Annotated in this window: 17 protein-coding genes; 12 read left to right on the forward strand and 5 right to left on the reverse strand. The window is 68.8% G+C overall.

Annotated elements, in window-relative coordinates; genetic code table 11:
* The first annotated feature begins 4 nt into the window (after positions 1-4).
* The 8 genes from ACZ5ZX_RS36540 (at position 5) to ACZ5ZX_RS36575 (ending at position 14,304) form a co-directional block, all read left to right on the forward strand.
* Positions 5-2,032 (forward strand): bifunctional copper resistance protein CopD/cytochrome c oxidase assembly protein, encoded by a 2,028-nt coding sequence (locus ACZ5ZX_RS36540; RefSeq protein WP_465506554.1) that lies wholly within the window; start codon positions 5-7, stop codon positions 2,030-2,032.
* 789 nt (positions 2,033-2,821) lie between these two features.
* Positions 2,822-3,274 (forward strand): single-stranded DNA-binding protein, encoded by a 453-nt coding sequence (locus tag ACZ5ZX_RS36545; RefSeq protein WP_465506555.1) that lies wholly within the window; start codon positions 2,822-2,824, stop codon positions 3,272-3,274.
* A 97-nt stretch (positions 3,275-3,371) separates the two neighbouring features.
* Positions 3,372-5,048, forward strand: a complete 1,677-nt coding sequence (gene ettA, locus ACZ5ZX_RS36550; protein ID WP_044855908.1) for an energy-dependent translational throttle protein EttA — start codon at positions 3,372-3,374, stop codon at positions 5,046-5,048.
* Between the two features lie 16 nt (positions 5,049-5,064).
* Positions 5,065-7,581: a hypothetical protein gene (locus ACZ5ZX_RS36555; protein ID WP_465506556.1), complete on the forward strand. Its 2,517-nt coding sequence runs from the start codon at positions 5,065-5,067 to the stop codon at positions 7,579-7,581.
* A gap of 345 nt (positions 7,582-7,926) precedes the next feature.
* Positions 7,927-12,900, forward strand: coding sequence for an NAD-glutamate dehydrogenase (locus ACZ5ZX_RS36560; protein ID WP_465506557.1), 4,974 nt, complete (start codon positions 7,927-7,929; stop codon positions 12,898-12,900).
* Positions 12,900-13,319: an acyl-CoA thioesterase gene (locus ACZ5ZX_RS36565; RefSeq protein WP_465506558.1), complete on the forward strand. Its 420-nt coding sequence runs from the start codon at positions 12,900-12,902 to the stop codon at positions 13,317-13,319. Before ACZ5ZX_RS36560 ends, ACZ5ZX_RS36565 begins: the two co-directional genes overlap by 1 nt.
* Positions 13,312-13,947, forward strand: a complete 636-nt coding sequence (locus tag ACZ5ZX_RS36570) for a DUF8010 domain-containing protein (RefSeq protein ID WP_465464626.1) — start codon at positions 13,312-13,314, stop codon at positions 13,945-13,947. The genes ACZ5ZX_RS36565 and ACZ5ZX_RS36570 overlap by 8 nt, the downstream gene beginning before the upstream one ends.
* Before the next feature lie 63 nt (positions 13,948-14,010).
* Positions 14,011-14,304, forward strand: coding sequence for a hypothetical protein (locus ACZ5ZX_RS36575; protein WP_465506559.1), 294 nt, complete (start codon positions 14,011-14,013; stop codon positions 14,302-14,304).
* A gap of 22 nt (positions 14,305-14,326) precedes the next feature.
* Here the strand turns inward: ACZ5ZX_RS36575 and ACZ5ZX_RS36580 are convergent, their stop codons facing one another.
* Positions 14,327-14,968 carry a DUF305 domain-containing protein gene (locus ACZ5ZX_RS36580; RefSeq protein WP_465506560.1) on the reverse strand — a complete coding sequence of 214 codons (642 nt, stop codon included), beginning with the start codon at positions 14,966-14,968 and terminating at the stop codon, positions 14,327-14,329.
* An 87-nt stretch (positions 14,969-15,055) separates the two neighbouring features.
* Between ACZ5ZX_RS36580 and ACZ5ZX_RS36585 the strand changes: the two genes are divergently transcribed.
* Positions 15,056-16,504: an LVIVD repeat-containing protein gene (locus ACZ5ZX_RS36585; RefSeq protein ID WP_465506561.1), complete on the forward strand. Its 1,449-nt coding sequence runs from the start codon at positions 15,056-15,058 to the stop codon at positions 16,502-16,504.
* A 186-nt stretch (positions 16,505-16,690) separates the two neighbouring features.
* Here the strand turns inward: ACZ5ZX_RS36585 and ACZ5ZX_RS36590 are convergent, their stop codons facing one another.
* Genes ACZ5ZX_RS36590 through ACZ5ZX_RS36600 form a run of 3 tightly spaced genes read right to left on the reverse strand, consistent with a single transcriptional unit; the run spans position 16,691 to position 19,637 of the window.
* A complete protein-coding gene (locus ACZ5ZX_RS36590) occupies positions 16,691-18,244 on the reverse strand; it encodes a glycoside hydrolase family 13 protein (RefSeq protein WP_465506562.1) in 1,554 nt (517 codons plus the stop codon).
* Complete coding sequence (locus ACZ5ZX_RS36595) at positions 18,244-18,639, reverse strand: globin (RefSeq protein WP_465464631.1); 396 nt, start codon at positions 18,637-18,639, stop codon at positions 18,244-18,246. Before ACZ5ZX_RS36595 ends, ACZ5ZX_RS36590 begins: the two co-directional genes overlap by 1 nt.
* A 20-nt stretch (positions 18,640-18,659) precedes the next feature.
* Complete coding sequence (locus ACZ5ZX_RS36600; protein WP_465506563.1) at positions 18,660-19,637, reverse strand: mechanosensitive ion channel family protein; 978 nt, start codon at positions 19,635-19,637, stop codon at positions 18,660-18,662.
* Positions 19,638-20,058: 421 nt separating this feature from the next.
* Between ACZ5ZX_RS36600 and ACZ5ZX_RS36605 the strand changes: the two genes are divergently transcribed.
* On the forward strand, positions 20,059-20,553 hold the full coding sequence (locus ACZ5ZX_RS36605) for an HNH endonuclease (protein WP_465506564.1): 495 nt from the start codon (positions 20,059-20,061) through the stop codon (positions 20,551-20,553).
* A 125-nt stretch (positions 20,554-20,678) separates the two neighbouring features.
* On the opposite strand, the gene ACZ5ZX_RS36610 is transcribed toward ACZ5ZX_RS36605, so the two are convergent.
* On the reverse strand, positions 20,679-21,032 hold the full coding sequence (locus tag ACZ5ZX_RS36610; protein ID WP_465506565.1) for a hypothetical protein: 354 nt from the start codon (positions 21,030-21,032) through the stop codon (positions 20,679-20,681).
* A 300-nt stretch (positions 21,033-21,332) separates the two neighbouring features.
* Here ACZ5ZX_RS36610 and ctaJ point away from each other — a divergent pair, with 300 nt between their 5' ends.
* Positions 21,333-21,596, forward strand: coding sequence for an aa3-type cytochrome oxidase subunit CtaJ (gene ctaJ, locus ACZ5ZX_RS36615; RefSeq protein ID WP_465506566.1), 264 nt, complete (start codon positions 21,333-21,335; stop codon positions 21,594-21,596).
* Complete coding sequence (locus tag ACZ5ZX_RS36620) at positions 21,583-22,065, forward strand: DUF5130 family protein (RefSeq protein ID WP_465506567.1); 483 nt, start codon at positions 21,583-21,585, stop codon at positions 22,063-22,065. Before ctaJ ends, ACZ5ZX_RS36620 begins: the two co-directional genes overlap by 14 nt.
* Positions 22,066-22,100 lie beyond the last annotated feature (35 nt).

Here is a 22,100-nt window from a genome sequence, read left to right on the forward strand (position 1 = left end):
TGACGTGCCTTCAGACCCCGAGACGAAACCGGCCCCATCCGCGCGGAAGGCCGGTGTCCTGCCGCTGGTGTCGATCGGGGCGCTTCTGGCCGCGGTGGTGGCCGTCGGACTGGTCGCGCTGACCGGTGGCGCCGGTTACGTCATCGCGGGCCTGCCGGATCCGGGCCTGGTGACGCGCTACGGCATCACCGTCGTCAGGGTGCTGGCCGAGGCGTCCTCGGTACTGTGCGTCGGTTCGCTGCTGCTCGCCGCGTTCCTCGTCCCGCCGCAGAAGACCGGCACGCTCGCGGCGGACGGCTACGCGGCCATCCGCGTCGCGGGCGCCGCCGCGTGGGTCTGGTTCTTCGCCGCCGCCGCGTCGATCTTCTTCTCCGCCGCGGACGGCGCGGGCCGCCCGTTCACCGAGGTGCTCTCGCCGCAGGTCCTTGTCGACCTCGTGGACGCCATCGAGCAGCCCAAGGCCTGGCTGTTCACCGCGTTGATCGCGCTGCTGGTCGCGCTCGGCTGCCGTCTCGCGCTGACCTGGGGCTGGACGACGGTGGTCTTCTTCCTGTCCGTCGGCGGGCTGATCCCGGTCGCGGTCACCGGGCACTCCGCGAGCGGCGGCTCGCACGACATGGCGACCAACAGCCTGCTCTACCACCTCGTCGCCGCCGCGCTGTGGGTCGGCGGCCTGGTGGCGTTGCTCGCGCTCGGCTGGCGGCGTGGCGAGAACCTCACCCTCGCCGCGACGCGGTTTTCCAAGCTGGCGCTGGTCTGCTGGATCGTGATGGCGGTCTCCGGCATCGTCAACGCGCTGGTGCGGATCAGGATCGCCGACCTGTTCTCCACCGACTACGGCCTGCTCGTGCTCGCGAAGATCGTCGCGCTGCTGCTGCTCGGCGTCTTCGGGCATCAGCAACGGCAAAAGGGCGTCGCCGGGCTGGTGAACGGCGCCGGTGGCGGGCAGCTGCTCCGGCTCGCCGCGGTCGAGGTGCTGATCATGTTCATCACGATCGGCATCGCCACCGGCCTCGCGAAGACCCCGCCGCCGCAGGAGTCGTTCACCCAGCCGTCCACGACGGAACTGCTGATCGGCTACGACCTTTCCGGTCCGCCGACCGTCTTCCGGCTGCTCACGGACTGGCGGTTCGACCTCGTCTACGGCACCCTCGCAATCGTTCTCGCCGGGCTGTACCTCGCCGGCGTCCGACGGCTGCGGCGCCGCGGCGACACCTGGGCCACCGGCCGGATCGTCGCGTGGCTCGCGGGCTGCTTCGTGCTGCTGATCGCGACGTCGTCCGGCATCGGGCGGTACGCGCCCGCGATGTTCAGCGTGCACATGGGCAACCACATGCTGCTGTCCATGGTGGCGCCGGTGCTGTTCGTCCTCGGCGGACCCGTGACGCTCGCGCTGCGCGCGCTGCCCGCGGCGGGCAAGGACGCCCCGCCCGGACCGCGCGAATGGCTGCTCGCCTTCGTGCACTCACCGATCTCGCGGTTTCTGACGCATCCGATCGTGGCACTGCTGTTGTTCGTCGGTTCCTTCTACGGCCTGTACTTCTCGGGTCTGTTCGACGCCGCGCTCAACTACCACTGGGCGCATCTGGCGATGAACGCGCACTTCCTGCTCGCCGGATACGTCTTCTACTGGCCCGTGATCGGCGTCGACCCCGCGCCGCGCCGGATCCCGCATCTGGGACGGCTGGGGATGATGTTCGCCGCCATGCCGTTCCACGCGTTCTTCGGGATCGCGCTGATGAGCATGCAGACCGTGCTCGGCCAGGACTTCTACCGCTCGCTGAAGCTGCCGTGGGTCACCGACCTGCTGACCGACCAGCGGCTCGGCGGCGGGATCGCGTGGGCGTCCGGTGAGCTGCCGGTGCTGCTGGTGCTGGTCGCGCTGCTGGTGCAGTGGGCGCGACAGGACGAGCGGGAGGCCCGGCGCCGGGATCGCCGCGAGGACGCCTCGGGTGACGAGGATCTGAACGCCTACAACGCGATGCTGAAGAAACTGGCGGATCAGGGCCGGGGGCCGGGTTCCGGCTCTTAGCCGTCTCGGTCCCGTGGCGGACTCCTTGAGGGAGCGCGTGAAGGCCCCCTTCCCTCGGCTCAGCCGAGGAAACTCGACCTTCACCGCCAGCGCGGGACAAGGCGAGCGTGTCGTGGTGGGCCCGGCGACAACGGGCTCACGCAAAGGGACCTCACCCGGCTCTTGACTGTCCATAAGGGACACTTTACGAGACTAGTGTGCCCGACTTGGGTGGTTTGTGCGGTTCGTGAGTAGCAAGGAGCGTTCTAGTCAAGGGTGTTTAGGTACCTACGGCGGATGTCCCCGGTAGCCGCCTGGCCGTGAAGGACTCCTTGAGGGACTCAGAGTCCCTCAAAGTTCCCCTCACCCGGCCAGGAAGGCCATCACCAGCCTCGGTAGTAACACCAGGCACGTCGGCGGCGCGTGAAGGCCCCCTTCCCTCGGCTCAGCCGAGGAAACTCGACCTTCATACCTTCCTCAGTACGTGATGGCCCCCTTCCTTACGCCTAGCGCAAGAAAGGGGGCCATCACGTACTTCACGCGAGCCAGGCCGCAGGCCACGAGCAGGTACCTATGAGAGGGTCCGCTCTAACCGTCATTACCGCTCACGAGGTGCCTTCACCCCTTAGTCGCGTTACCACATTTCCCCCTGCCTTCTCGGTTTTCGGTTCGAGTTGTCCACAGGAAGCCCACATCGCCCGCAGTTGTCCACAGATCCCGTTCGCGCCCGTTTTCCTCCCTTGATCCGAGGCAGGCTGTGGTCAAGGGAAACACCGGGAGCGGCCCGGATCGAGGCGAAAGGCGGATGTGATGGCGATGGGCGAGACCTGGGTGACCATGATCGGCAACCTGACCAGTGAACCGGTCCACCATCCGGAGCGGGTGCACGGGCACGATGTCGTGTCGTTCGGTTTGCGGAGTGTCGAACGCCGGTACGACAAGGAAAGAGGGGAGTGGGGCGAGGGGCGGCAGCTCGCGGTCAAGGTCACCTGCTGGCGAAAGCTGGCGATGGCGGCTTTCTCGTGCCTCAGCAAGGGCGATCCGGTGATCGTGGCCGGGCGGCTGCGGGGCGCCGAGACCGCGGAGGAGATCCCGGCGCCTCTCGGTCTACCTGAGCTTGAGGCCTTCTCCATCGGCCCCAACCTCGCGCGTTGTTCGGCCGCGATCCAGCGAACCGGGCGTGACCGGCCCAGGGCGATCCCGATGCCGCCGCCCCTGGGGAATCCCATGGTCACCGCACTGGAAGAGGCATCCGTGGGATGAGGGGTCAGATGCTCACTCAGTGATATCGGACTGACTGTCGGTAGTTCGGTGGTGACCGCCGTCAAGGCCGCGATCGGCTCGCTCTACGATCGCTTGTATGGCCGAGTTCATCTACACCATGAAGAAGGTGCGCAAGACCGTCGGGGACAAGGTCATCCTCGACGACGTCAGCACCGCGTTCTACCCCGGCGCCAAGATCGGCGTGGTGGGGCCCAACGGCGCGGGTAAGTCCACCGTTCTGAAGATCATGGCGGGGATCGAGCAGGCCAGCAACGGCGAAGCCTTCCTCCAGCCTGGCGCCAGCGTCGGCATCCTCATGCAGGAGCCGGAGCTCAACGAGGAAAAGACCGTCCGCGAGAACGTCGAGGAGGGGTTGGGCGACATCAAGGTCAAGCTCAACCGCTTCAACGAGGTCGCCGAACTCATGGCGACCGACTACAGCGACGAGCTGATGGAGGAGATGGGCAAGCTCCAGGAGGACCTCGACCACGCCGACGCGTGGGAGATCGACTCCGCGGTGGAGCAGGCGATGGACGCCTTGCGCTGTCCGCCGCCGGAAGAGCCGGTCACCCACCTCTCCGGTGGTGAGCGCCGCCGGGTCGCGCTGTGCAAGCTCCTCCTGTCCGCGCCGGACCTGCTGCTCCTCGACGAGCCCACCAACCACCTGGACGCCGAAAGCGTGCTGTGGCTGGAACAGTTCCTCGCGAACTACGCGGGCGCCGTCCTCGCCGTCACCCACGACCGGTACTTCCTGGACAACGTGGCCGAGTGGATCATGGAGCTCGACCGCGGCCGCGTCGTCGGCTACGAGGGCAACTACTCGACGTACCTGGAGAAGAAGCGCGAGCGGCTCGAGGTCCAGGGCAAGAAGGACGCCAAGCTCGCCAAGCGGCTGAAGTCCGAACTCGAATGGGTCCGGTCCAACGCCAAGGCGCGCCAGACCAAGTCGCGGTCCCGGCTCGACCGCTACGAGGAGATGGCCGCGGAGGCGGACAAGCACCGCAAGCTCGACTTCGAAGAGATCCAGATCCCGCCGGGGCCCCGGCTGGGCAGCGTGGTCGTCGAGGTCGAGAAGCTGCGCAAGGGTTTCGACGACCGGGTGCTGATCGACGGGCTGTCGTTCGACCTGCCGCGCAACGGCATCGTCGGTGTGATCGGCCCGAACGGTGTCGGTAAGACGACCCTGTTCAAGACGATCGTCGGGCTCGAAGAGCCGGACGCCGGGCAGGTCAAGATCGGCGAGACGGTCAAACTGTCCTATGTGGACCAGAACCGCGGCGGGATCGACCCGAAGAAGACGGTATGGGAGGTGGTTTCGGACAAGCTGGACTACATCCACGTCGGGCAGACCGAAATGCCCTCGCGTGCCTACGTCAGCGCGTTCGGTTTCAAGGGGCCGGACCAGCAGAAGCCGGCGGGCGTGCTCTCCGGTGGTGAGCGCAACCGGCTGAACCTGGCGCTGACCCTCAAACAGGGCGGGAACCTGATCCTGCTCGACGAGCCGACGAACGACCTGGACGTCGAGACACTGGGTTCGCTGGAGAACGCTCTCGAACAGTTCCCCGGCTGCGCCGTGGTCATCTCGCACGACCGGTGGTTCCTCGACCGGGTCGCGACGCACATCCTCGCCTGGGAAGGCACGGACGAGAACCCCTCGCAATGGTTCTGGTTCGAAGGTAACTTCGAGGGCTACGAGAAGAACAAGGTCGAGCGTCTCGGTGCCGAGGCCGCTCGTCCGCACCGCGTCACCCATCGCAAGCTGACCCGCGACTGAGGGCCGGGGGTTCCCCGTGGAAGCCAGCAAGCGCCAACGGCCGGGCTCACCCACCACCATGGTGGGTGGGCGGACGGCTGCCACCGGGGGAACCTTGTCCGCTGTCGGCAGGCTGATCGAACGTGCGGACGCCCTGCATCTGAGGGCGCCGGAACTGGCACTGGTCCTCGGGGAGCGCGCGGCCGCGCTCGCCGAGGCGGCCGGTGCCGACGAGCAGTGGATCCGCGCGGAGAGCCTCGTGGTGACCGCTCGGGTGCGGCTCGGTGGCCGTCCCCGGACGGTCGGCCGGGCGGTGGCCGCCCTGCGCGCCGCCGAACACGCGGGCTACGGCGACATCGCGGCCCGGTTGAGGATCGACCTCGCGGTCTGCGCGCGCAGTGTCGGCATCCCGCTGACCGGGCTGGCCGCATTGCGTCCGCTGCTGGCGGATCCGGCGGTCTCGCCGGTGCACCGGGCCGAGGCGTTGTGCCATCTCGTCGGCTGCCTTGCCCAGTTCGGCCGGAAGACGGAACTGGACCGTGTGCTCGCCGAAGCGGACAAGCTCGTGCTCGGTGACGGCTCGATGGCGGCGGATTCGCAGCTGCTGATCCGCGCGATGCTGCGGGTCGGGGTGTCGGCGCACCGTCGCCGTCACGGCGATCTGACGGCGGCGGCGGACGCCGCGCGGACCGGGCTGGGCATGCTCGAAAAGCTCGCGAACCCCGACGACGACGGCGGTCTCGTCCGGATCCGGCTGGTCCTGCAACTCGTCTGCACGTTGCTGGACCGGGGCGACACGGAGATGGCGCTGGAGGTGGCGCAGCCGGTCCTCGACGCGCCCGTGCGGGCCGCCGGGATCTCGCCTGCCGCGTGGTTGCGGCTGGCGGTGGCCACCCGCGTCCTGCTGCCCGCGGGATCCGGGGAAGCCGCGGGCATGCTCGTGCGCGAAGCGGTCGCCGGGACCGAGGATCACCGCCTGCACGCCGTCACGGCACGGTTGTGGCTGGAACTGGCGCAGATCGAGGAACGGCTCGGTCGTCCCGAGGAGGCCATCGGCTGCCTGCACCGTTCGCGTGCCGCCGAGCATCTGCACGCCCGCGTGCGCAGGCAGGCGTGCAATGTCCTGGTCGGCGAGTTCGGCGCGGCCGAGAACACCGCGGTCGATCTCGACGACGTCCTGCGGGCCGTCGCCACGCGTCCGTCCGCCGTCACGGCACCCGAGCCCGCCCCGGCCGAGGTGACCTCGGTGATGGCGCCGATCGACGCGGCGCCTCCGAAGCGGGCGGCCGCCGAGCCGCCGGTGCACCGTGAACCGCCGCGGCCCGTTCGGCAGAACAGCCACGTCGCACCCGAGCCGTCGCGGAACACGCCTGCCGAGCCGCCGCGTCCCGTCGACCCTCCGCGTCCGGAACAACCTCCCGTGGCACCCGCCGCGGAAAAGACCGAAGCGCCGGTGTTGAAGCCGCCGTCCCGTCCGGAGCCGGCTCGCGAAGCCGCGGCGTCCGCCGGTGACTGGCGCCGCCGGGTACCGAAGAAACCCCAGGAGCCCAAGCCGTCGATCCGGTTCGAGCCCAAGGTCGAACCTGCCGCGCCGAAACTGATGCCGCCGCCGAAACCCGCATCGCGACCGGAGCCGGAGCACGGGCGACGCAGCCGTCCGGAAGCTCCCGCCGCTCGCGAGCAGATCGCCTCTTCGGCACCCGAACCCACGGTCACCCGGCCGGAAACCCCGATCCCGGCCGTGCGGCGCCGGTCAGAGACTCCAGTCCGGTACGAGGAGCCGATGCCGGAACCGGTGATCCCGGAACTGCTCCTGGCCCCCGAACCCGCCGCCGAGCCCCGGCCGCGGATCGCGGCGGAGGCCGAACCACCGCGTCCGCCGGGGACCGCCGCCCCGTTGTGGGAGAGCGACGAATGGGCGGCCGAAGAACGCGCCCGCCGGTCCGCCGCGCCCGTCCCGCGGACGACCAGGCACGACGCCGAACACGGTTCCGTGGCGGCGAAGTCGGTGCTGGACCGGCTCGGGATCTCCAGCGCGGGCGGACAAGGCGGTGGCCGCCGTCGTGCGGACAACACCGCGGACGCCACGCATCCCGGCCCCGCCGCCGAGGAGCGCGCCGAAACCGGCCGCGCCCGCCGGGAGCAGACGCCGGTGGAGTACGCCGAACCCGCCGTCCCGCTAGCGCCGCCGCCCCGGGAAGATCCGGCACCCTCGTTCCCCGGCGATGCCCAGGAGAACGTCCAGGAAAGCGCCAAGGAAGAGGTCGTGGATCCGTGGCTGCCGCGGCTGCGGATGCCACCGGCGCTGGATCCGTTGACCGACACCGGTTCCTGGCGGCCGATCACGCCGTTCCCGGAGAGCTACGCCCGCGCCATCGCCGAAGACGAGCCGCCGCCGGACGCCGGGCTGGCCGATCTGCTGGCCCGCGCGCTTGCCGAGCATCAGGCCGGCACCGCGAGTGCCGCCGCGCTCGTGAAACAACTCGGTTCCCAGGACTCGGGAAAGCGTCCGGTCAACGGCCGCGACCGGCACCGCGCCAACGGGAGCGACTGACCGCGGCGATAGCAAAGGTCCCTTGCTCCACCTCGGTCGGAGCCGGGATGGACTGGAACGATTCAGTCGGCCGGGTGAGACCTCGTGTCGTTCCGCTGAACGGCAATGGGCGCTGGTCACCCCCGGTGCGGCGGGGCGTGCGAAGGTCCGGACAGACCGCCTATGTGACCCGTCGGTAGCTGAACCGATCACGGCGATTCCGCTATCTGAGCAGGGAAATCTTCGACGGACGGGAATGACCCGGCCTTGTGGAGCCGTCAGTCCGGAGCTGTAGGTTGGGGTCTGGGCCGGTACAGAGTCGTGCCGGTCGCGGTGTCAATCTCGCACAGTGGAGAGTTGTCTCAAATGAGCTCGACGGGAGTCTCGTCCCCGCCCGGAAAAGATGTCGGCACCGAAGATGGCGCCCGGCGCCGGTCGGTGAACCCGGAGCAGATCCGGGACGACCTGATCGACGCCGCCGCGGCGTACGCCCCGGAGATCGGCGACCTGATCCGCCTGTACTACCGGCACATCCCGGCCGAAGAGATTCTCGGTGACGACCCGGTCGACCTCGTCGGCGCGGTCCGCTCGCATCTGCAGCTGGCCAAGGACCGGATGCCCGGCCGTCCCGCGGTGCGCCTGCTGAACCCGACCGGCCCCGAAGACGGCTGGACGCGTGAGGCCACCGTCGTGCAGGTCGTCACCGACGACATGCCCTATCTCGTGGATTCCGTCGCGGCCGAGTTCGCCCGCGACGGCGTGCAGGTGCAGCGCATCGTGCACCCGATCGTCGTGGTCAGCCGTGATCTCACCGGCGAGCTGCTGGCGGTTCACCCGGACGCCGACCCGGCCGAGCCACCAGCGAATTCGGCGGCCGAGTCGTGGATGTACATCGAGATCGACCTGGTGACGGACCCGAACCGTGCCCGTGAGCTGGACAACCGGCTCTCGTCGGTGCTGGGCGACGTGCGCGAGGTCGTCGAGGACACCGACAAGATGGCGGAGCAGGCGCGCCGTCTCGCCGACGAGCTGGACGAGAACCCGCCGCGGTTGTCCGCGCACGAGGTCGCCGAAGGTGCCCGGCTGTTGCGCTGGCTCGCCGACGGCCACTTCACCTTCCTCGGCTACCGCCGCTACGAACTGATCGACAACCCGCACCCCGACAACGAAGAGCCCGCCTTGCGCGCGGTGCTCGCGACCGGGCTGGGCGTGCTGCGCCAGGACAGCTTGGCCGCGCGCAGCCTCACCGCCGGTCCTGACACGGCGGTGTCCGCGCTCGCGCCGACGCTGCTGGTGCTGACCCAGGCCAGCGCGCCGTCCACGGTGCACCGCCCGGTCTATCCGTACTACGTCGGCGTGAAAACGTTCGACGACAACGGAAACGTCACCGGCGAACACCGTTTCCTCGGCATGTTCACCACCACCGCCCTGCACGAGAACGTGCTGGACATCCCCGTGGTGTGCAACAGGGTTCGCGAGGTCATCCACCGCGCGGGCTTCCCGATGGAGTCCTTCTCCGGCCAGCGGATGCTCGAGGTGCTGCAGAACTGGCCGCGCGCGGACCTGTTCTCGGCCGACACCGATTCGCTGTACTCAACGACGACCGGCGCGATCACGTTGTCGGATCGACGGCGGCTGCGGCTGTTCCTGCGCCGCGACCCGTACGGCCGCTTCTACTCCTGCCTCGTGTACCTCCCGCGCGACCGCTACACGACCCGTTCGCGGCTCGCGATGCAAGAGGTCCTGCTCGAAGAACTCGAAGGCACGCAACTGGAGTACAGCGCGCGCATCGGGGAGACCGTGCTCGCGCAGGTGCACTTCATCGTGCACACCGATCCCTCGCAGCGGTCGGAACCGGACACCCTGCGCATCCAGGAACGGCTCAACGAAGCCGTCCGCAGCTGGGACGACCGGATGGTCGAGGCGATCCTCGCCGAACGCCGCGAGCGCGCCGGGGACAGCGGCGTCGCGATCGGCCTGCTGGGCGAGGAGTCCGCGGGTGAACAGGGGCAGCGGTTCGCCGCGGTGTTCCCCGAGGGCTACAAGGAGGACTTCAGCGCGCTCGAAGCGCTCGCCGACCTCCGTGCCCTGGAGTCGCTGACCGACGAGGGCGACCTGTCGATGTCGTTCTACCTGCCCGCCGACGCCGAGGCGGGAGAGCGGCGCTTCAAGCTGTACCTGCGCGGCGAGGGCGTCACCCTCTCGCAGGTGCTCCCGGTCCTGCAGCGGATGGGTGTGGAGGTCGTCGACGAGCGGCCCTACGAACTGCGCCGTGAAGATGGTGGCCGGTCGTGGATCTACGACTTCGGCCTGCGGATCGACCCGCAGGTCCTCGACCACGCGGACACCGACCTGCGCGTCCGCTTCCAGGAGGCGTTCCACGCCGCCTGGCGCGGCGACTGCGAGGTCGACGGCTTCAACGGGCTCGTCCTGCGCGCTGGGCTCACCTGGCGTCAGGCGGCCATCCTGCGGGCCTACTCGCGGTACCTGCGCCAGACGAAGATCCCGTTCTCGCAGGAGTACATCGAGAACACCGTGCTCGCGCACACCGACATCGCCACCGCGCTGGTGCGGTTGTTCGAGACCCGCTTCGACCTGTCGATCAGCGCCGAGGCCCGCGCTTCGCAGGCCGAACAGCTCACCGCCGAGATCGGCAAGCTGGTCGACGAGGTGACCAGCCTCGACGAGGACCGGATCCTGCGGCGCCTGATGGCGGTCATCCTCGCCACGCTGCGCACGAACTACCACGTCACCGACGCGGACGGGAATCCCCGGCAGTACCTGGCGCTCAAGCTCGACCCGAGCGCGGTGCCCGAACTGCCCGAGCCGCGGCCGAAGTACGAGATCTTCGTGTACTCGCCGCGGGTCGAGGGTGTGCACCTGCGCTTCGGCGATGTCGCACGAGGTGGCCTGCGGTGGTCCGACCGCCGGGAGGACTTCCGCACGGAGATCCTCGGCCTGGTCAAGGCGCAGGCGGTCAAGAACGCGGTCATCGTGCCTGTCGGCGCGAAGGGCGGCTTCGTCGTGAAGCGCCCGCCGACGCCGACCGGTGACCCCGGTCTGGACCGCGACACCCAGACCAACGAAGGCATCGCCTGCTACCGGATGTTCATCTCCGGCCTGCTGGACATCACCGACAACCGGGTCGAGGGCAAGACCGTCCCGGCGCCGAACGTCGTCCGCCACGACGGCGACGACAGCTACCTCGTGGTGGCGGCGGACAAGGGCACCGCGAAGTTCTCCGACATCGCGAACGAGGTCTCGGCGAACTACGGGTTCTGGCTCGGGGACGCCTTCGCCTCCGGTGGTTCGGTCGGCTACGACCACAAGGCCATGGGCATCACCGCGAAGGGTGCCTGGGAGAGCGTCAAACGCCACTTCCGCGAGCTAGGCAAGGACACTCAGACCGAGGACTTCACCGTCGTCGGCATCGGCGACATGATGGGCGACGTCTTCGGTAACGGGATGCTGCTCTCGGAGCACATCCGGCTGGTGGCCGCCTTCAACCACCTGCACATCTTCCTCGACCCGAACCCGGACTCGGCGACCTCGTTCGCCGAGCGGCGGCGCCTGTTCGACCTGCCGCGTTCGTCGTGGGAGGACTACGACCGCTCGCTGATCAGCGAGGGCGGTGGCATCTACTCGCGGTCGGCGAAGACGATCCCGATCAGCCCGCAGGTCCGCGAGGCGCTCGGGCTCGGCGAGGACGTCACGAAGCTGGCGCCGAACGACCTCATGCAGGCGATCCTGCTGGCCCCGGTCGAACTGCTGTGGAACGGCGGTATCGGCACCTACGTCAAGGCCGAGAACGAGACCCACGCCGACGCGGGCGACAAGGCCAACGACGCCTTGCGTGTCAACGGCAACCAGCTCCGCGTCAAGGTCGTCGGCGAGGGCGGGAACCTGGGCCTGACCCAGCTCGGCCGGATCGAGTTCGCCCGCGCGGGCGGCAAGATCAACACCGACGCGCTCGACAACTCCGCCGGCGTCGACTGCTCCGACCACGAGGTCAACATCAAGATCCTGCTGGATCACCTGGTCTCGACCGGTTCGCTGGGCGCCGAGCAGCGCAACGAACTGCTGGAGCAGATGACCGACGAGGTCGGCGAGCTGGTGCTGGCCGACAACTACCGGCAGAACGCCGTGCTCGGCGTCAGCCGGGCGCACGCCGGGCCGATGGTCTCGGTGCACCAGCGGCTCGTCGCCGCGCTGGTCGCGAAGGGCGCCTTCGACCGCAAGCTCGAAGCCCTGCCGAGTTCGGCGGAGTTCCGCGCGCTGGAGAAGGCGAACGAGGGGCTCACCTCGCCGGAGCTGGCGACGCTCATGGCACACGTCAAGCTCGACCTCAAGGACGAGCTGCTGGCGAGCGAACTCCCGGATTCGGAAGTGTTCTCGCGCCGTCTGCCGGAGTACTTCCCCAAGCCGCTGCGCGAACGCTTCGGCGACGCGATCTTCCAGCACCCGCTCAAGCGCGAGATCATCACCACGATGGTGGCCAACGAGGTCGTCGACGGCGCCGGGATCTCCTACGTCTTCCGCCTGATGGAGGAGATGAACGCGACCGCGACCGACGCCGTCCGCGCGTACGCCGTGGTCACCCACGTGTTCGACCTGCCCTCGCTGTGGGCGCAGATCGACGCGCTGGACAACGTCGTGCCGACCGAGGTCGCGGACGAGATGATGCTGGAGACCCGCAGGCTGCTCGACCGGGCGGCCCGCTGGTTCCTCACCAACCGGCCGCAACCGCTGGCCCCGCTCGCCGAGATCAACCGGTTCGGCCGGGTCGTCGGCGAACTGGCCCCGCGGGCGCACGAACTGCTCCGCGGTGTCGAATGCGCGTCCGTCGACGACAACGCCGAACGGCTGGCCGAGCGGGGTGTCCCGGTCGAACTGGCCCAGCGCGTGGCGCTCCTGCTGCACACTTTCGGGCTGCTCGACGTCACCGACGTGGCGGAGATGGCCGAGCAGCAGGTCGGGATCGACGCGGTGCAGAGCCCGGCGGAGACCGCGGCGCTGTACTACGCGCTGTCCGATCACCTCAGCGTCGACAAGATGCTGACCTCGATCAGCGGTCTCGAACGGGGCAACCGCTGGCACGCGCTCGCGCGGCTGGCGCTGCGGGACGACGTGTACGGCTCGCTGCGGGCGATCACGCTGGACGCGTTGCGGCACAGCGATTCGGGCACCGACCCGGATGAGAAGATCGCGCACTGGGAGAAGACCAACGCGTCGCGGCTGCAGCGCGCCAGGGTGGCGCTGGACGAGATCAGCAAGTCCGGCAAGCTCGACCTGGCGACGCTGTCGGTGGCCGCGAGGCAGATCCGGAGCACGGTGAGGTAGTGAGCTACATTTCCCTGATCCGGCCGCGCTGGTCGGATATGGACGTCTACGGGCACGTCAACCACGCGAATCTGGTGACCCTGCTCGAGGAGGCACGGATCCCGCTGCTGTTCGGGGACGCCGTCCGGGCCGGGCTCACCGAACTGCCCAAGGGCATCGTGGTGGTGAAGCTGGCCGTCCATTACCGTTCGCCGATCGTGGTGTCCGATCAGGACATTCGGGTGGAGATCTCGTTGAAGGACTTGAAGCACGCCAGCTTCACTCTCGGTTATCGGGTGCACGCCGGGCCCGCCGAGTCCGACAAGGTCGCGGTCACCGCGGAGACGGTGCTCGCGCCGTACGACACGGTGTCCGAGCGGCCGCGGCGGCTGACCGAGGACGAACGCGCCTTCCTGGAGAAGGGGTTCGCGGATGCCTGAGCTCGTCATCCCGGACGCGGGTGACCGCGAAACGCTCGGCGCGTTCGTGGCCAGGGCGGTCCGGCTCGACCAGAACACGCTGGTGCGGCTGCGTCAGCGTGGTGACGGCGTCGTCGAGGCGTGGAGCGCGACCCCGTTCGAGGTCCTCGCGACCAGGGCCGTCGCCGGCGACATCACCCCGTCGGACGTCACGGTCTCCGGCAACGAATTGCTCGCCGCACTGACCGTCGCGGGCGGCGAGCGGATGGATCCGGGGCCGGCGAGGGACCTGATGTGGCATTCGGAGCTGCCCGCTCCGGGACGCTGGCAGCTGGTGGACGAACTGCCCGCGACGGTGATCTCGGAGCTCGCCGATCGCGGGGTGGCGCTCGCCCGCGACAACGTCGGCCCGCACGGCAACCCGCCCGCCTCGCTGATGGACCAGGCCGTGCTCACCGTCACCGGCGGTGAGCTGGAGATCAAGGTCCAGATGCGGTGCCTGTTCGCGTTGTCCGGGATGGGTTTCGTTGACTCGTCGATCGACGGTGACGTCGTCCGGGTGACCGCGACGGATTCGTGGATGCGGATCGACGCGCGCTATGGCGCCGTCCTCAAGCGCCGCCACGCGCTCCTGCCCTTGCTGTTCTGACGGGTTTCTTACCGCCGCGCACCGCGGGTGGCTTCCGGCCGCCCGCGGTGTCAGGCTGTCCCCATGAGCGACAAGGACGCCGGTAAGGACGGGGAGGACCCGACCGCGGACTTCCTCGCCGAGGTCCGGCCGGAGGAGACCCCGTGGCGCACCGAGCGGCCGCCGGGTGAAGAGGCGCCGGAACGCGCCGAACGCCCGGAGAAATGGGGCCGGGCCAAATCGGCCGGACGGGCCGCGGCGAAGGCGGCGCCCTACGTCCAGGCCGCCGCGCTGGCGACCTGGATCGTCTCGGGCACCCTCGACGACTCCGGTTCGGACTCCGGCTTCGGAGACATGGGCTCGTCCGGCGACGCCTGACCCCGACGAAACGCGTGGGTGACTAGAGCGTCGCCCGCATCGCCTTCATGCGCTCGATCTCGGCGGACTGGCCGGTGATGACCTCCTGCGCCATCTCCTGGGCCTTGATCTCCACTCCCTTGCCGAGCTGGGCTTCGGCCATGGTCAAGGCGCCCTGGTGGTGCGCGATCATCAGGTCGAGGAAGAGCTTCTCGAAGGCCGTGCCGGAGGCCGCGCGCAGATCGGCCAGCTGCTCCTCCGTCGCCATCCCGGGCATGAGCGCGTGCTCGTGGTGGCCCCCGTGCCCGTCGTGGCCCTCGCCGGGCACCGGCTTGCCGCGGTCGGTGAGCCACGTCTTCATCATCGTGATCTCACCGTCCTGGGCGACCGAGATCCGGCCCGCGATCGCGCGGATCTGCTCGTTCGCCGTTTTGCCCGGCACCAGATCGGTCATCACCTTCGCCTGCTGGTGGTGGGGGATCATCATGGTGATGTAGTCGACGTCGGCCTGGTTGGGCTGATCGCGCTTCACCGGGCCGAGTGCGACGGTGCCCGCCTGCTCACCCGGCTTTCCGGGGACGATCACCGGGGCGCTGGACGTCGTCGTGGCGGGGGTGTCGGAGCCGGTGCAGCCCGAGACGAGGAACGCGGCGATCACCAGCGCCGATGTCAAACTCTTTTTCATCCCGGGAGATCCTCCATTGGTCGGTATCTGCTGAGCCTAAATAAGGAATAAGGTTCCCGTAAAGCTGGGTGGAAGGAGAGCCATATCGTGCTGCAGCCTGGGCTGAAACGCCGCTTGACCAGGGTCTTCGTGTCGGCGGCCGCAGTCGCCGCCCTCGGGGCCTCCAGCGCGGTCGTCGCGCCGGCCGTCATCGCCGAACCGTCGGCGACCACGATCCCGGGTGTGGACGAGATCGTCCACAGCCCCAACCTCCGGTCGATCGCGAACGTCCCGCAGCAGGGACCGTTCACCAAGGACTCCACCGGAACGGACATCGCGTTCACCAAGGGACACGCGATCGTCGGCACGTACGACGGCTTCAACGTCTTCGACGTCCGCAACCCCTACCGTCCGAAGATCGTCAGCCAGGTCCTCTGCCCCGGCGGGCAGAACGACGTGTCGATCTCCGGCGACCTGCTCTTCGTTTCGACCGACTCCTCGCGTAGCGACAACTCGTGCTCGAGTGTCGCGAAGCCCGCGTCGGACAAGTCGGCGTGGGAAGGCATCAAGATCTTCGACATCTCGAACCTCGCGGCGCCGAAGTACGTCGCGGCGGTCGAGACCGACTGTGGTTCGCACACCAACACGATGGTGCCGGACAAGAGCGGCAAGGACGTCTACGTGTACGTCTCGTCGTACGCGCCGGCGGCGAACCTGCCCGACTGCCAGCCGCCGCACGACAAGATCTCGATCGTCAAGGTCCCGGTCAAGGACCCGGCGAAGGCCGCGCTCGTCGCGACCCCGGTGCTGTTCCCGGACGGCGGCAACGCCGGCGGCGACAACCCCGACGGCACCCGCCGCTCGGCGACCACCGGTTGCCACGACCTCACGGCGCTCCCGGAGAAGGACCTGATGGCCGGTGCCTGCATGGGTGACGGCGTCCTGTTCGACATCTCCGACCGCCTCAAGCCGCGGGTCCTCAGCCGCGTCCAGGACAACGTGAACTTCGCGTTCTGGCACAGCGCCACCTTCAACAACGAAGCCAACAAGGTCGTCTTCACCGACGAGCTCGGCGGCGGTGGCATGGCGACCTGCCTGGAGAAGTTCGGCTCCACCCGCGGTGCCAACGGCATCTACGAGATCACCGGCCGCGGCGACAACCGCAAGCTGGAGTTCCGCAGCTACTACAAGATCCCGCGGCTCCAGTCCGAGACCGAGAACTGCGTGGCGCACAACGGCTCGCTGATCCCGGTTCCGGGCAAGGACATCATGGTCCAGTCCTGGTACCAGGGCGGCGTCTCGGTGTGGGACTTCACCGACTCGGCGAAGCCGAAGGAGATCGCGTACTGGGAGCGGGGCCCGCTCTCGAACGAGAAGCTCGTCGGCGGCGGCACGTGGTCGGCGTACTGGTACAACGGCCACATCTTCTCGTCCGACATCGTGAAGGGGCTCGACGTCCTGGAACTGAACGACTGGCGGACCTTCCCGGCGAAGCTCGTCCGGCAGAACCAGTTCAACGCCCAGACGCAGTACAAGCTGCACCCGGGCATGAACTGATCCCTTAGCGCGCCATGAAAGGTCCTTTCCTTGCAAATTTTGCAAGGAAAGGACCTTTCATGGCGCCTTCTCGCCCTTGGGGTTCTGAGGTGGGGGCTGAAGGGGCCCTTCGCCTCATCTCACGCGGCGAAGGGCGCTTTCCCCGCATCGCATGCGGGGAAAGCGCCCTTCAGCCCCGAGCCGGGCTCAGACGAGCCAGGCGGCCGCGTCCGGTGGCAGTTTCCCGTCCACCAGCGGCACACTCGACAGCAGCACCTCGCCCGGCGGCAACGCGATCGGGCTCGCCGACGTGTTCAGCGCGCAGACCAGCCCGCCGCCTCGCCGCCGGAACGCGAAACAGCCGGCCGGGGCGCCGTACCACTCGAGGTCGTCGCCGCGGAAAGCCCGATGTGACTTGCGGAGCTCGATCGCCCGCCGGTACAGCGACAGCGTCGACGCGGGATCCTCCAGTTGCGCTTCCACGGTCACCGACGTCCAAGAAGCGGGCATCGGCAACCAGGTGCGCGGGTTGCGTGAGAAACCGAACGGCGGACGGTCGCCTTCCCACGGCAGCGGCACCCGCGCCGCGTCTCGGCCGAATTCGGCGCCGGAGGTCTTGGCGCGCGGGTCGGCGAGCGCCTCGGGCGGGAGGTCGACGTTGCCGAGGCCCAGTTCTTCGCCGTTGTACAGATAGATCGTCCCGGGCAGCGCGAATTCGACCAGCGCCATCGCCCGCGCCCGCCGCACGCCCCGCTCACCGCCGCCGTACCGGCTGACCTGCCGCCAGACGTCGTGGTTGCTCAGCGTCCAGGTGGCCGACGCCCCGGCGGCCTTCGGTACCGCCAGGGACCGCTCGATGGCCGTCCGCAGCGCGTCCGCGTCGAAATGCGTGAGCACGAGGCGGAAGTTGAACGCCAGATGCAGTTCGTCCGGCCGCAGATACCGCGCCAGGCGTTCCTCGTCGGTCACCCAGATCTCCCCGACGGCCATCGCGCCGGGGTACTCGTCGAGGACCTTGCGGATCATCTGGTGGATCTCGTGGACCCGGTCGTTGTCGAACCTCGGGTCGTAGAACTCGCTCGGCCCGAGCGGGTTCACCCGCGGGTCCATATCCGGCAGGCCCGGCGGTTTCGCCATGCCGTGCGCGACGTCGATGCGGAAGCCGTCCACCCCGTGGTCCAGCCAGAACCGCAGGGTGCGCTCCAGATCGGCGGCGACCTCGTGGTTGGTCCAGTTCAGATCCGGCTGCTGCGGCGAGAACAGGTGCAGGTACCACTGGCCGTCCGGGACCCTGGTCCACGCCGGGCCGCCGAACGCGCTGACCCAGTTGTTCGGCGGCTGGTCGCCGCGCGGGCCGAGCCCGTCACGGAAGATGTAGCGATCCCGTTCCAGGCTGCCCGGCGGCGCCGCCATCGCCGATTTGAACCAGGGGTGGGTGTTGCTGGTGTGATTGGGGACGACGTCGATGGTGACCTTGATGCCGCGTTTGTGCGCCTCGGTCAGCAGGACGTCGAAATCGCCGAGGGTGCCGAACATCGGGTCGACGTCGCGCGGATCGGCGATGTCGTACCCGTGGTCGGCCATGGGCGAGCGGTAGAACGGCGTCAGCCACAGCGCGTCGACCCCGAGCAGCTCCAGGTACCCGAGCTTGCCGCGGATGCCTTCGAGGTCACCGACGCCGTCCCCGTCGGAATCGGCGAACGAGCGCACGTAGACCTGGTAGAAGACCGCTTGGTCCCACCAAGCCGCGCCCGTCGCCATCACACGAAACTGTTCATCATGCTGTTGGCGGCCATTTCGAGATACGCCCACAGTTGCGAGCGGTAGGGCTCCTCGATGTGCTCCTCGTCGACCGCGATCTTGATGCAGCGCAGCCAGGCGTCGCGTTCGATCGGGCCGATCTTGAACGGCGCGTGCCGCATCCGCAGCCGAGGGTGGCCGCGCTGATCCGAGTAGGTGTGCGGGCCGCCCCAGTACTGCATGAGGAACAGCCGGAAGCGTTCCTCCGCCGGCCCGAGGTCCTCCTCGGGGTACAGCGGGCGAAGGACTTCGTCGACCGCCACCTCGGCGTAGAACCGCGCGACGATCCGGGTGAAGACCGGTTCACCGCCGATCGCCTCGTACAAGGTCGTGGGGTCTGGTTCGCTCACGGACACACTTCCATTCTGCCCTTGTCCTACTGGGTGGCGGGGCCGGTCGACATAAAGCGCCCCAGAGGTGGTTCGAAGCCCGCTTCGTCGAGCGCGGCGAGCAGGTGCGCCCGCAGCGCGCGCTGCACGGACCACTGCTTGCCGGGCCGGACCTTCACCGTCAGCCGGACCTTGATGCCTTCCGGCGTCACGGACTCCACACCGAGCATCTCGGGCGGCTCCAGCACGTGGGGAGCCAGCACCTCGTTCTCCAGGAGCGCCTTCGACTTCTCGGCCATCAGCTCGGTGGCCTTCTCGACGTCGACCGAGTAGCTGAGCGGGACGTCGACGACGGCCACCGCGAAGCCCTGGCTCGAGTTGCCGACCCGCAGCACCTCACCGTTGCGGACGTACCAGACGGTGCCGTTGATGTCACGCAGGGTGGTGATCCGGAGGCCGACGGCCTCGACGGTGCCGGACGCCTCACCGACGTCGACGACGTCACCGACGCCGTACTGGTCCTCGATCATCATGAAGATGCCGGAGAGGAAGTCCTTGACGAGGTTCTGCGCGCCGAAACCGAGCGCGACACCGACGATGCCGGCGGAGGCGATGATCGGCGCCAGGTCGATCCCCAGTTCGCCCAGCACGAGGATGAACGCGAGACCGTAGATGAAGAACGTCGCCATCGACTTGAGCACCGAACCGATCGTGGCGGCGCGCTGACGGCGTCGTTCCATGACCGCCGACCCGAGCACTTCGGGAGCCTTCTCCCGCAGCGGTCTCAAGAGGGCGGGCAGCTTCTTGGAGCCGCTCGGCATCCGCGTCACGCGGTTGATCAGGCGCCGGACGACGTACCGCAGCAGGAACGCCACGGCCATGATCAGCAGGATCTTGATCGGCTTCGTCAGCAGCCAGCCGGCCGACGCGGAGAGCCATTCGTTGTTTGTGACCTGGAACACCTGGCCGCAGAAGGTGCTGGCGTCCTTGACGCAGGCCGGAGGTTCGGTGGGGAGCAGGTTCACGGAGAAGAAATGTCCTTTCCAGCTCGGCGGGGACCGTTCGCGCTGCTGGGCGCGGCAGGAACCCCCGCGGATTCGAAACACCCGACTTCAGGTGGACGCGGGGTCGCGCGCATGTGACACGTCTTGTAACACACGTGCACTTTGGGGCTGATCTGTGGTCGACTATGCCTGCACCGGTGGAGGTGGTCGAGTGCCAGACCGACAACCCATCCCCCTCGGCGTCCCGAGCCAAGCCTTGGCCGGACAGGCGCCGGAGGTCGTGTTGCGCGCTCATCCGGGAGGTGCCCCCTCGCACGGGGCGCCACCGGGCGGGCCGGGAACCCGGCCAGGGGGTGTTGCCCGCCCGCCCGGACAGCGTAGAGGGCGGGATCCGTCGACTACGGCGGCACCCACGACGACTTCGTGGGGTCGCAGACGGGTATTGCTGTTGAATGCCACGTTCGAGCCGCTCACGGCGCTGCCGTTGCGGCGCGCGGTGGTCCTGGTGATGTGCGGCAAGGCCGAGGTGGTGCACGGAGACCCGGGAGGGCTCGAACTGCACGCCGCCACGGTTTCGCTGCCCGTGCCTTCGGTGATCCGGCTGAGTACCTACGTACGCGTGCCCTACCGTGCGCAGGTTCCGCTGACCCGGGCCGGGCTGATGCACCGCGACCGGTACCGCTGCGCCTACTGCGGGGGGCGGGCCGAGACGATCGACCACGTCGTCCCGCGCAGCCGTGGCGGTCCCCACAGCTGGTCGAACTGCGTTGCCTGCTGCGCCAAGTGCAACCATCGGAAGGCGGACAAGCTGCTGTCCGAGATCGGCTGGCGGCTGCGCGTCGTGCCGAGGGCCCCGCACGGGCCGCACTGGCGGCTGCTCGCCCATTCCAAGGAGGCCGACCCGTTGTGGCGGCCGTACCTGGGAACCGCGGCCTGACTTCGGTTCTGAAGCTGAACACGTCGGCGCCCCGGCTGCCTTTCGGCGGCCGGGGCGAGCCGATGATGCCGTGGTGAAGCTTGTTACGAGTACGCCGTCCCCTGCTTGACCGGTCGTGCCCGGGCTCAGGCGGCCAGCGAGAAGTCGTTCTTGCAGGTGACGCGGGTGCCACGGGTGACGCGAGTGCCACGGGTGACGCGGGTTCCGCAGGTGACGCGGGTGCCTGCCGTGACGCGGGTGCCGCGAGTGACGCGCGTGCCACGGGTGACGCGAGTGCCGGCGGTGACGCGGGTGCCACGGGTCACCCGGGTGCCACGCGTGACGCGGGTGCCGGCGGTGACCCGGGTACCGCGAGTGACACGAGTACCCCGCGTAACCCGTGTGCCCGCCGTCACACGCGTGCCGGTGAAGAATTCAGTTTCGAAGAGTGACGAAATGTCGTCGATGATCGCCTGGCCGGGTGTCTGGGTGCTCTGCATGACAAGTCCTCCTGCGACCGGTGCGTTACCTGCTGGGGTGGGGGAGCTGGGCGCAAGGCCCGTACAGGTGAAAAAGCTACGAGGATTTCAAGGCCACGACAAGACGACAGCGCCGGGTGCGGCCGCCCGTACGTTGAGTTGCAACCTTTCGGCCTTGAGGGCTTCGGCCCAACGTGGGAGCGCTTTCGCGGCAAGCGGCGGACGGCCCCTCGCGGACGGCGAGCGGTAGGTGGCGCGGACCACGCCACGCGACCGGGTGCGGCACGGCGTTCCGTACCCGGGTCGGATACGCTCACGCGCGTGAACCTTGTCGAGACGATCCTGGTCTTCGCGGTGATCCCCCTGGCCATCTACGCGCTTTGCGGGGTGGCCACGCTGCGGTCGAAGGGCGCGGGCAACGCCCGGTACCGGCCGGGGCAGCCGTGGGAGTACCCGGCCATGTGGTGGAGCGCCAACCCCGAGGGTGTCGGCGCCAGGCATTCGCACGCGAACGTCGGCGGTGCGACCGCCGTCGGTGCGACGGACGGAACTTCGGTGACAGGAGGCGCTCGTGGCAACTGGTGAACTGACCCACGCGTCCGCAGCTGTTGACGAAGAGCCCGGTTACGGCGCCGCCGTTACCTCGAGCGGCCGGATTTCCGCCGCCAAGATGTACGAACCGGCTGGGCCGATCAGCCCATTCTCGACCCAGCAGCTTGCCCGGCTGGACGAGGCGCTGACGCTGGCCAGCCGCGAGACCGGCCTCGACTTCAGTGTGTACCTCGGTGAGCTCGGCGACGACACCCGCGCGGCCGCCGAAGGCCTGCTGGCCTCGACCGACAACCCGGCCGACGCCGTGGTCGTCGCCGTGTCGCCCGGCCAGCGTGCCATCGAGATCGTGACGGGCTCGCAGGCCCGGTACCGCCTGCCCGACCGCGGCGCGAAGCTCGCCGTGGCCAGCATGGTGGCCTCCTTCAAGGAAGGCGACCTCATCGGCGGCCTTGTGAACGCTCTGCGCATGCTCAGCGACCAGGCCGGCTCACCTCAGCACTGACGCTCGCTTCAAGCACTTCCGAGTGCCATGAAAGG

This window comes from Amycolatopsis sp. NPDC033938, assembly GCF_055575975.1.

What these genes read in the sequence shown, in the direction of transcription:
- ACZ5ZX_RS36610 (WP_465506565.1), bottom strand. Translation starts at nt 21,032, where the DNA reads ATGCAGAGCACCCAGACACCCGGCCAGGCGATCATCGACGACATTTCG.
- ettA (WP_044855908.1), top strand. Translation starts at nt 3,372, where the DNA reads ATGGCCGAGTTCATCTACACCATGAAGAAGGTGCGCAAGACCGTCGGG.
- ACZ5ZX_RS36570 (WP_465464626.1), top strand. Translation starts at nt 13,312, where the DNA reads ATGCCTGAGCTCGTCATCCCGGACGCGGGTGACCGCGAAACGCTCGGC.
- ACZ5ZX_RS36560 (WP_465506557.1), top strand. Translation starts at nt 7,927, where the DNA reads ATGAGCTCGACGGGAGTCTCGTCCCCGCCCGGAAAAGATGTCGGCACC.
- ACZ5ZX_RS36580 (WP_465506560.1), bottom strand. Translation starts at nt 14,968, where the DNA reads ATGAAAAAGAGTTTGACATCGGCGCTGGTGATCGCCGCGTTCCTCGTC.
- ACZ5ZX_RS36545 (WP_465506555.1), top strand. Translation starts at nt 2,822, where the DNA reads ATGGCGATGGGCGAGACCTGGGTGACCATGATCGGCAACCTGACCAGT.
- ACZ5ZX_RS36590 (WP_465506562.1), bottom strand. Translation starts at nt 18,244, where the DNA reads ATGGCGACGGGCGCGGCTTGGTGGGACCAAGCGGTCTTCTACCAGGTC.
- ACZ5ZX_RS36575 (WP_465506559.1), top strand. Translation starts at nt 14,011, where the DNA reads ATGAGCGACAAGGACGCCGGTAAGGACGGGGAGGACCCGACCGCGGAC.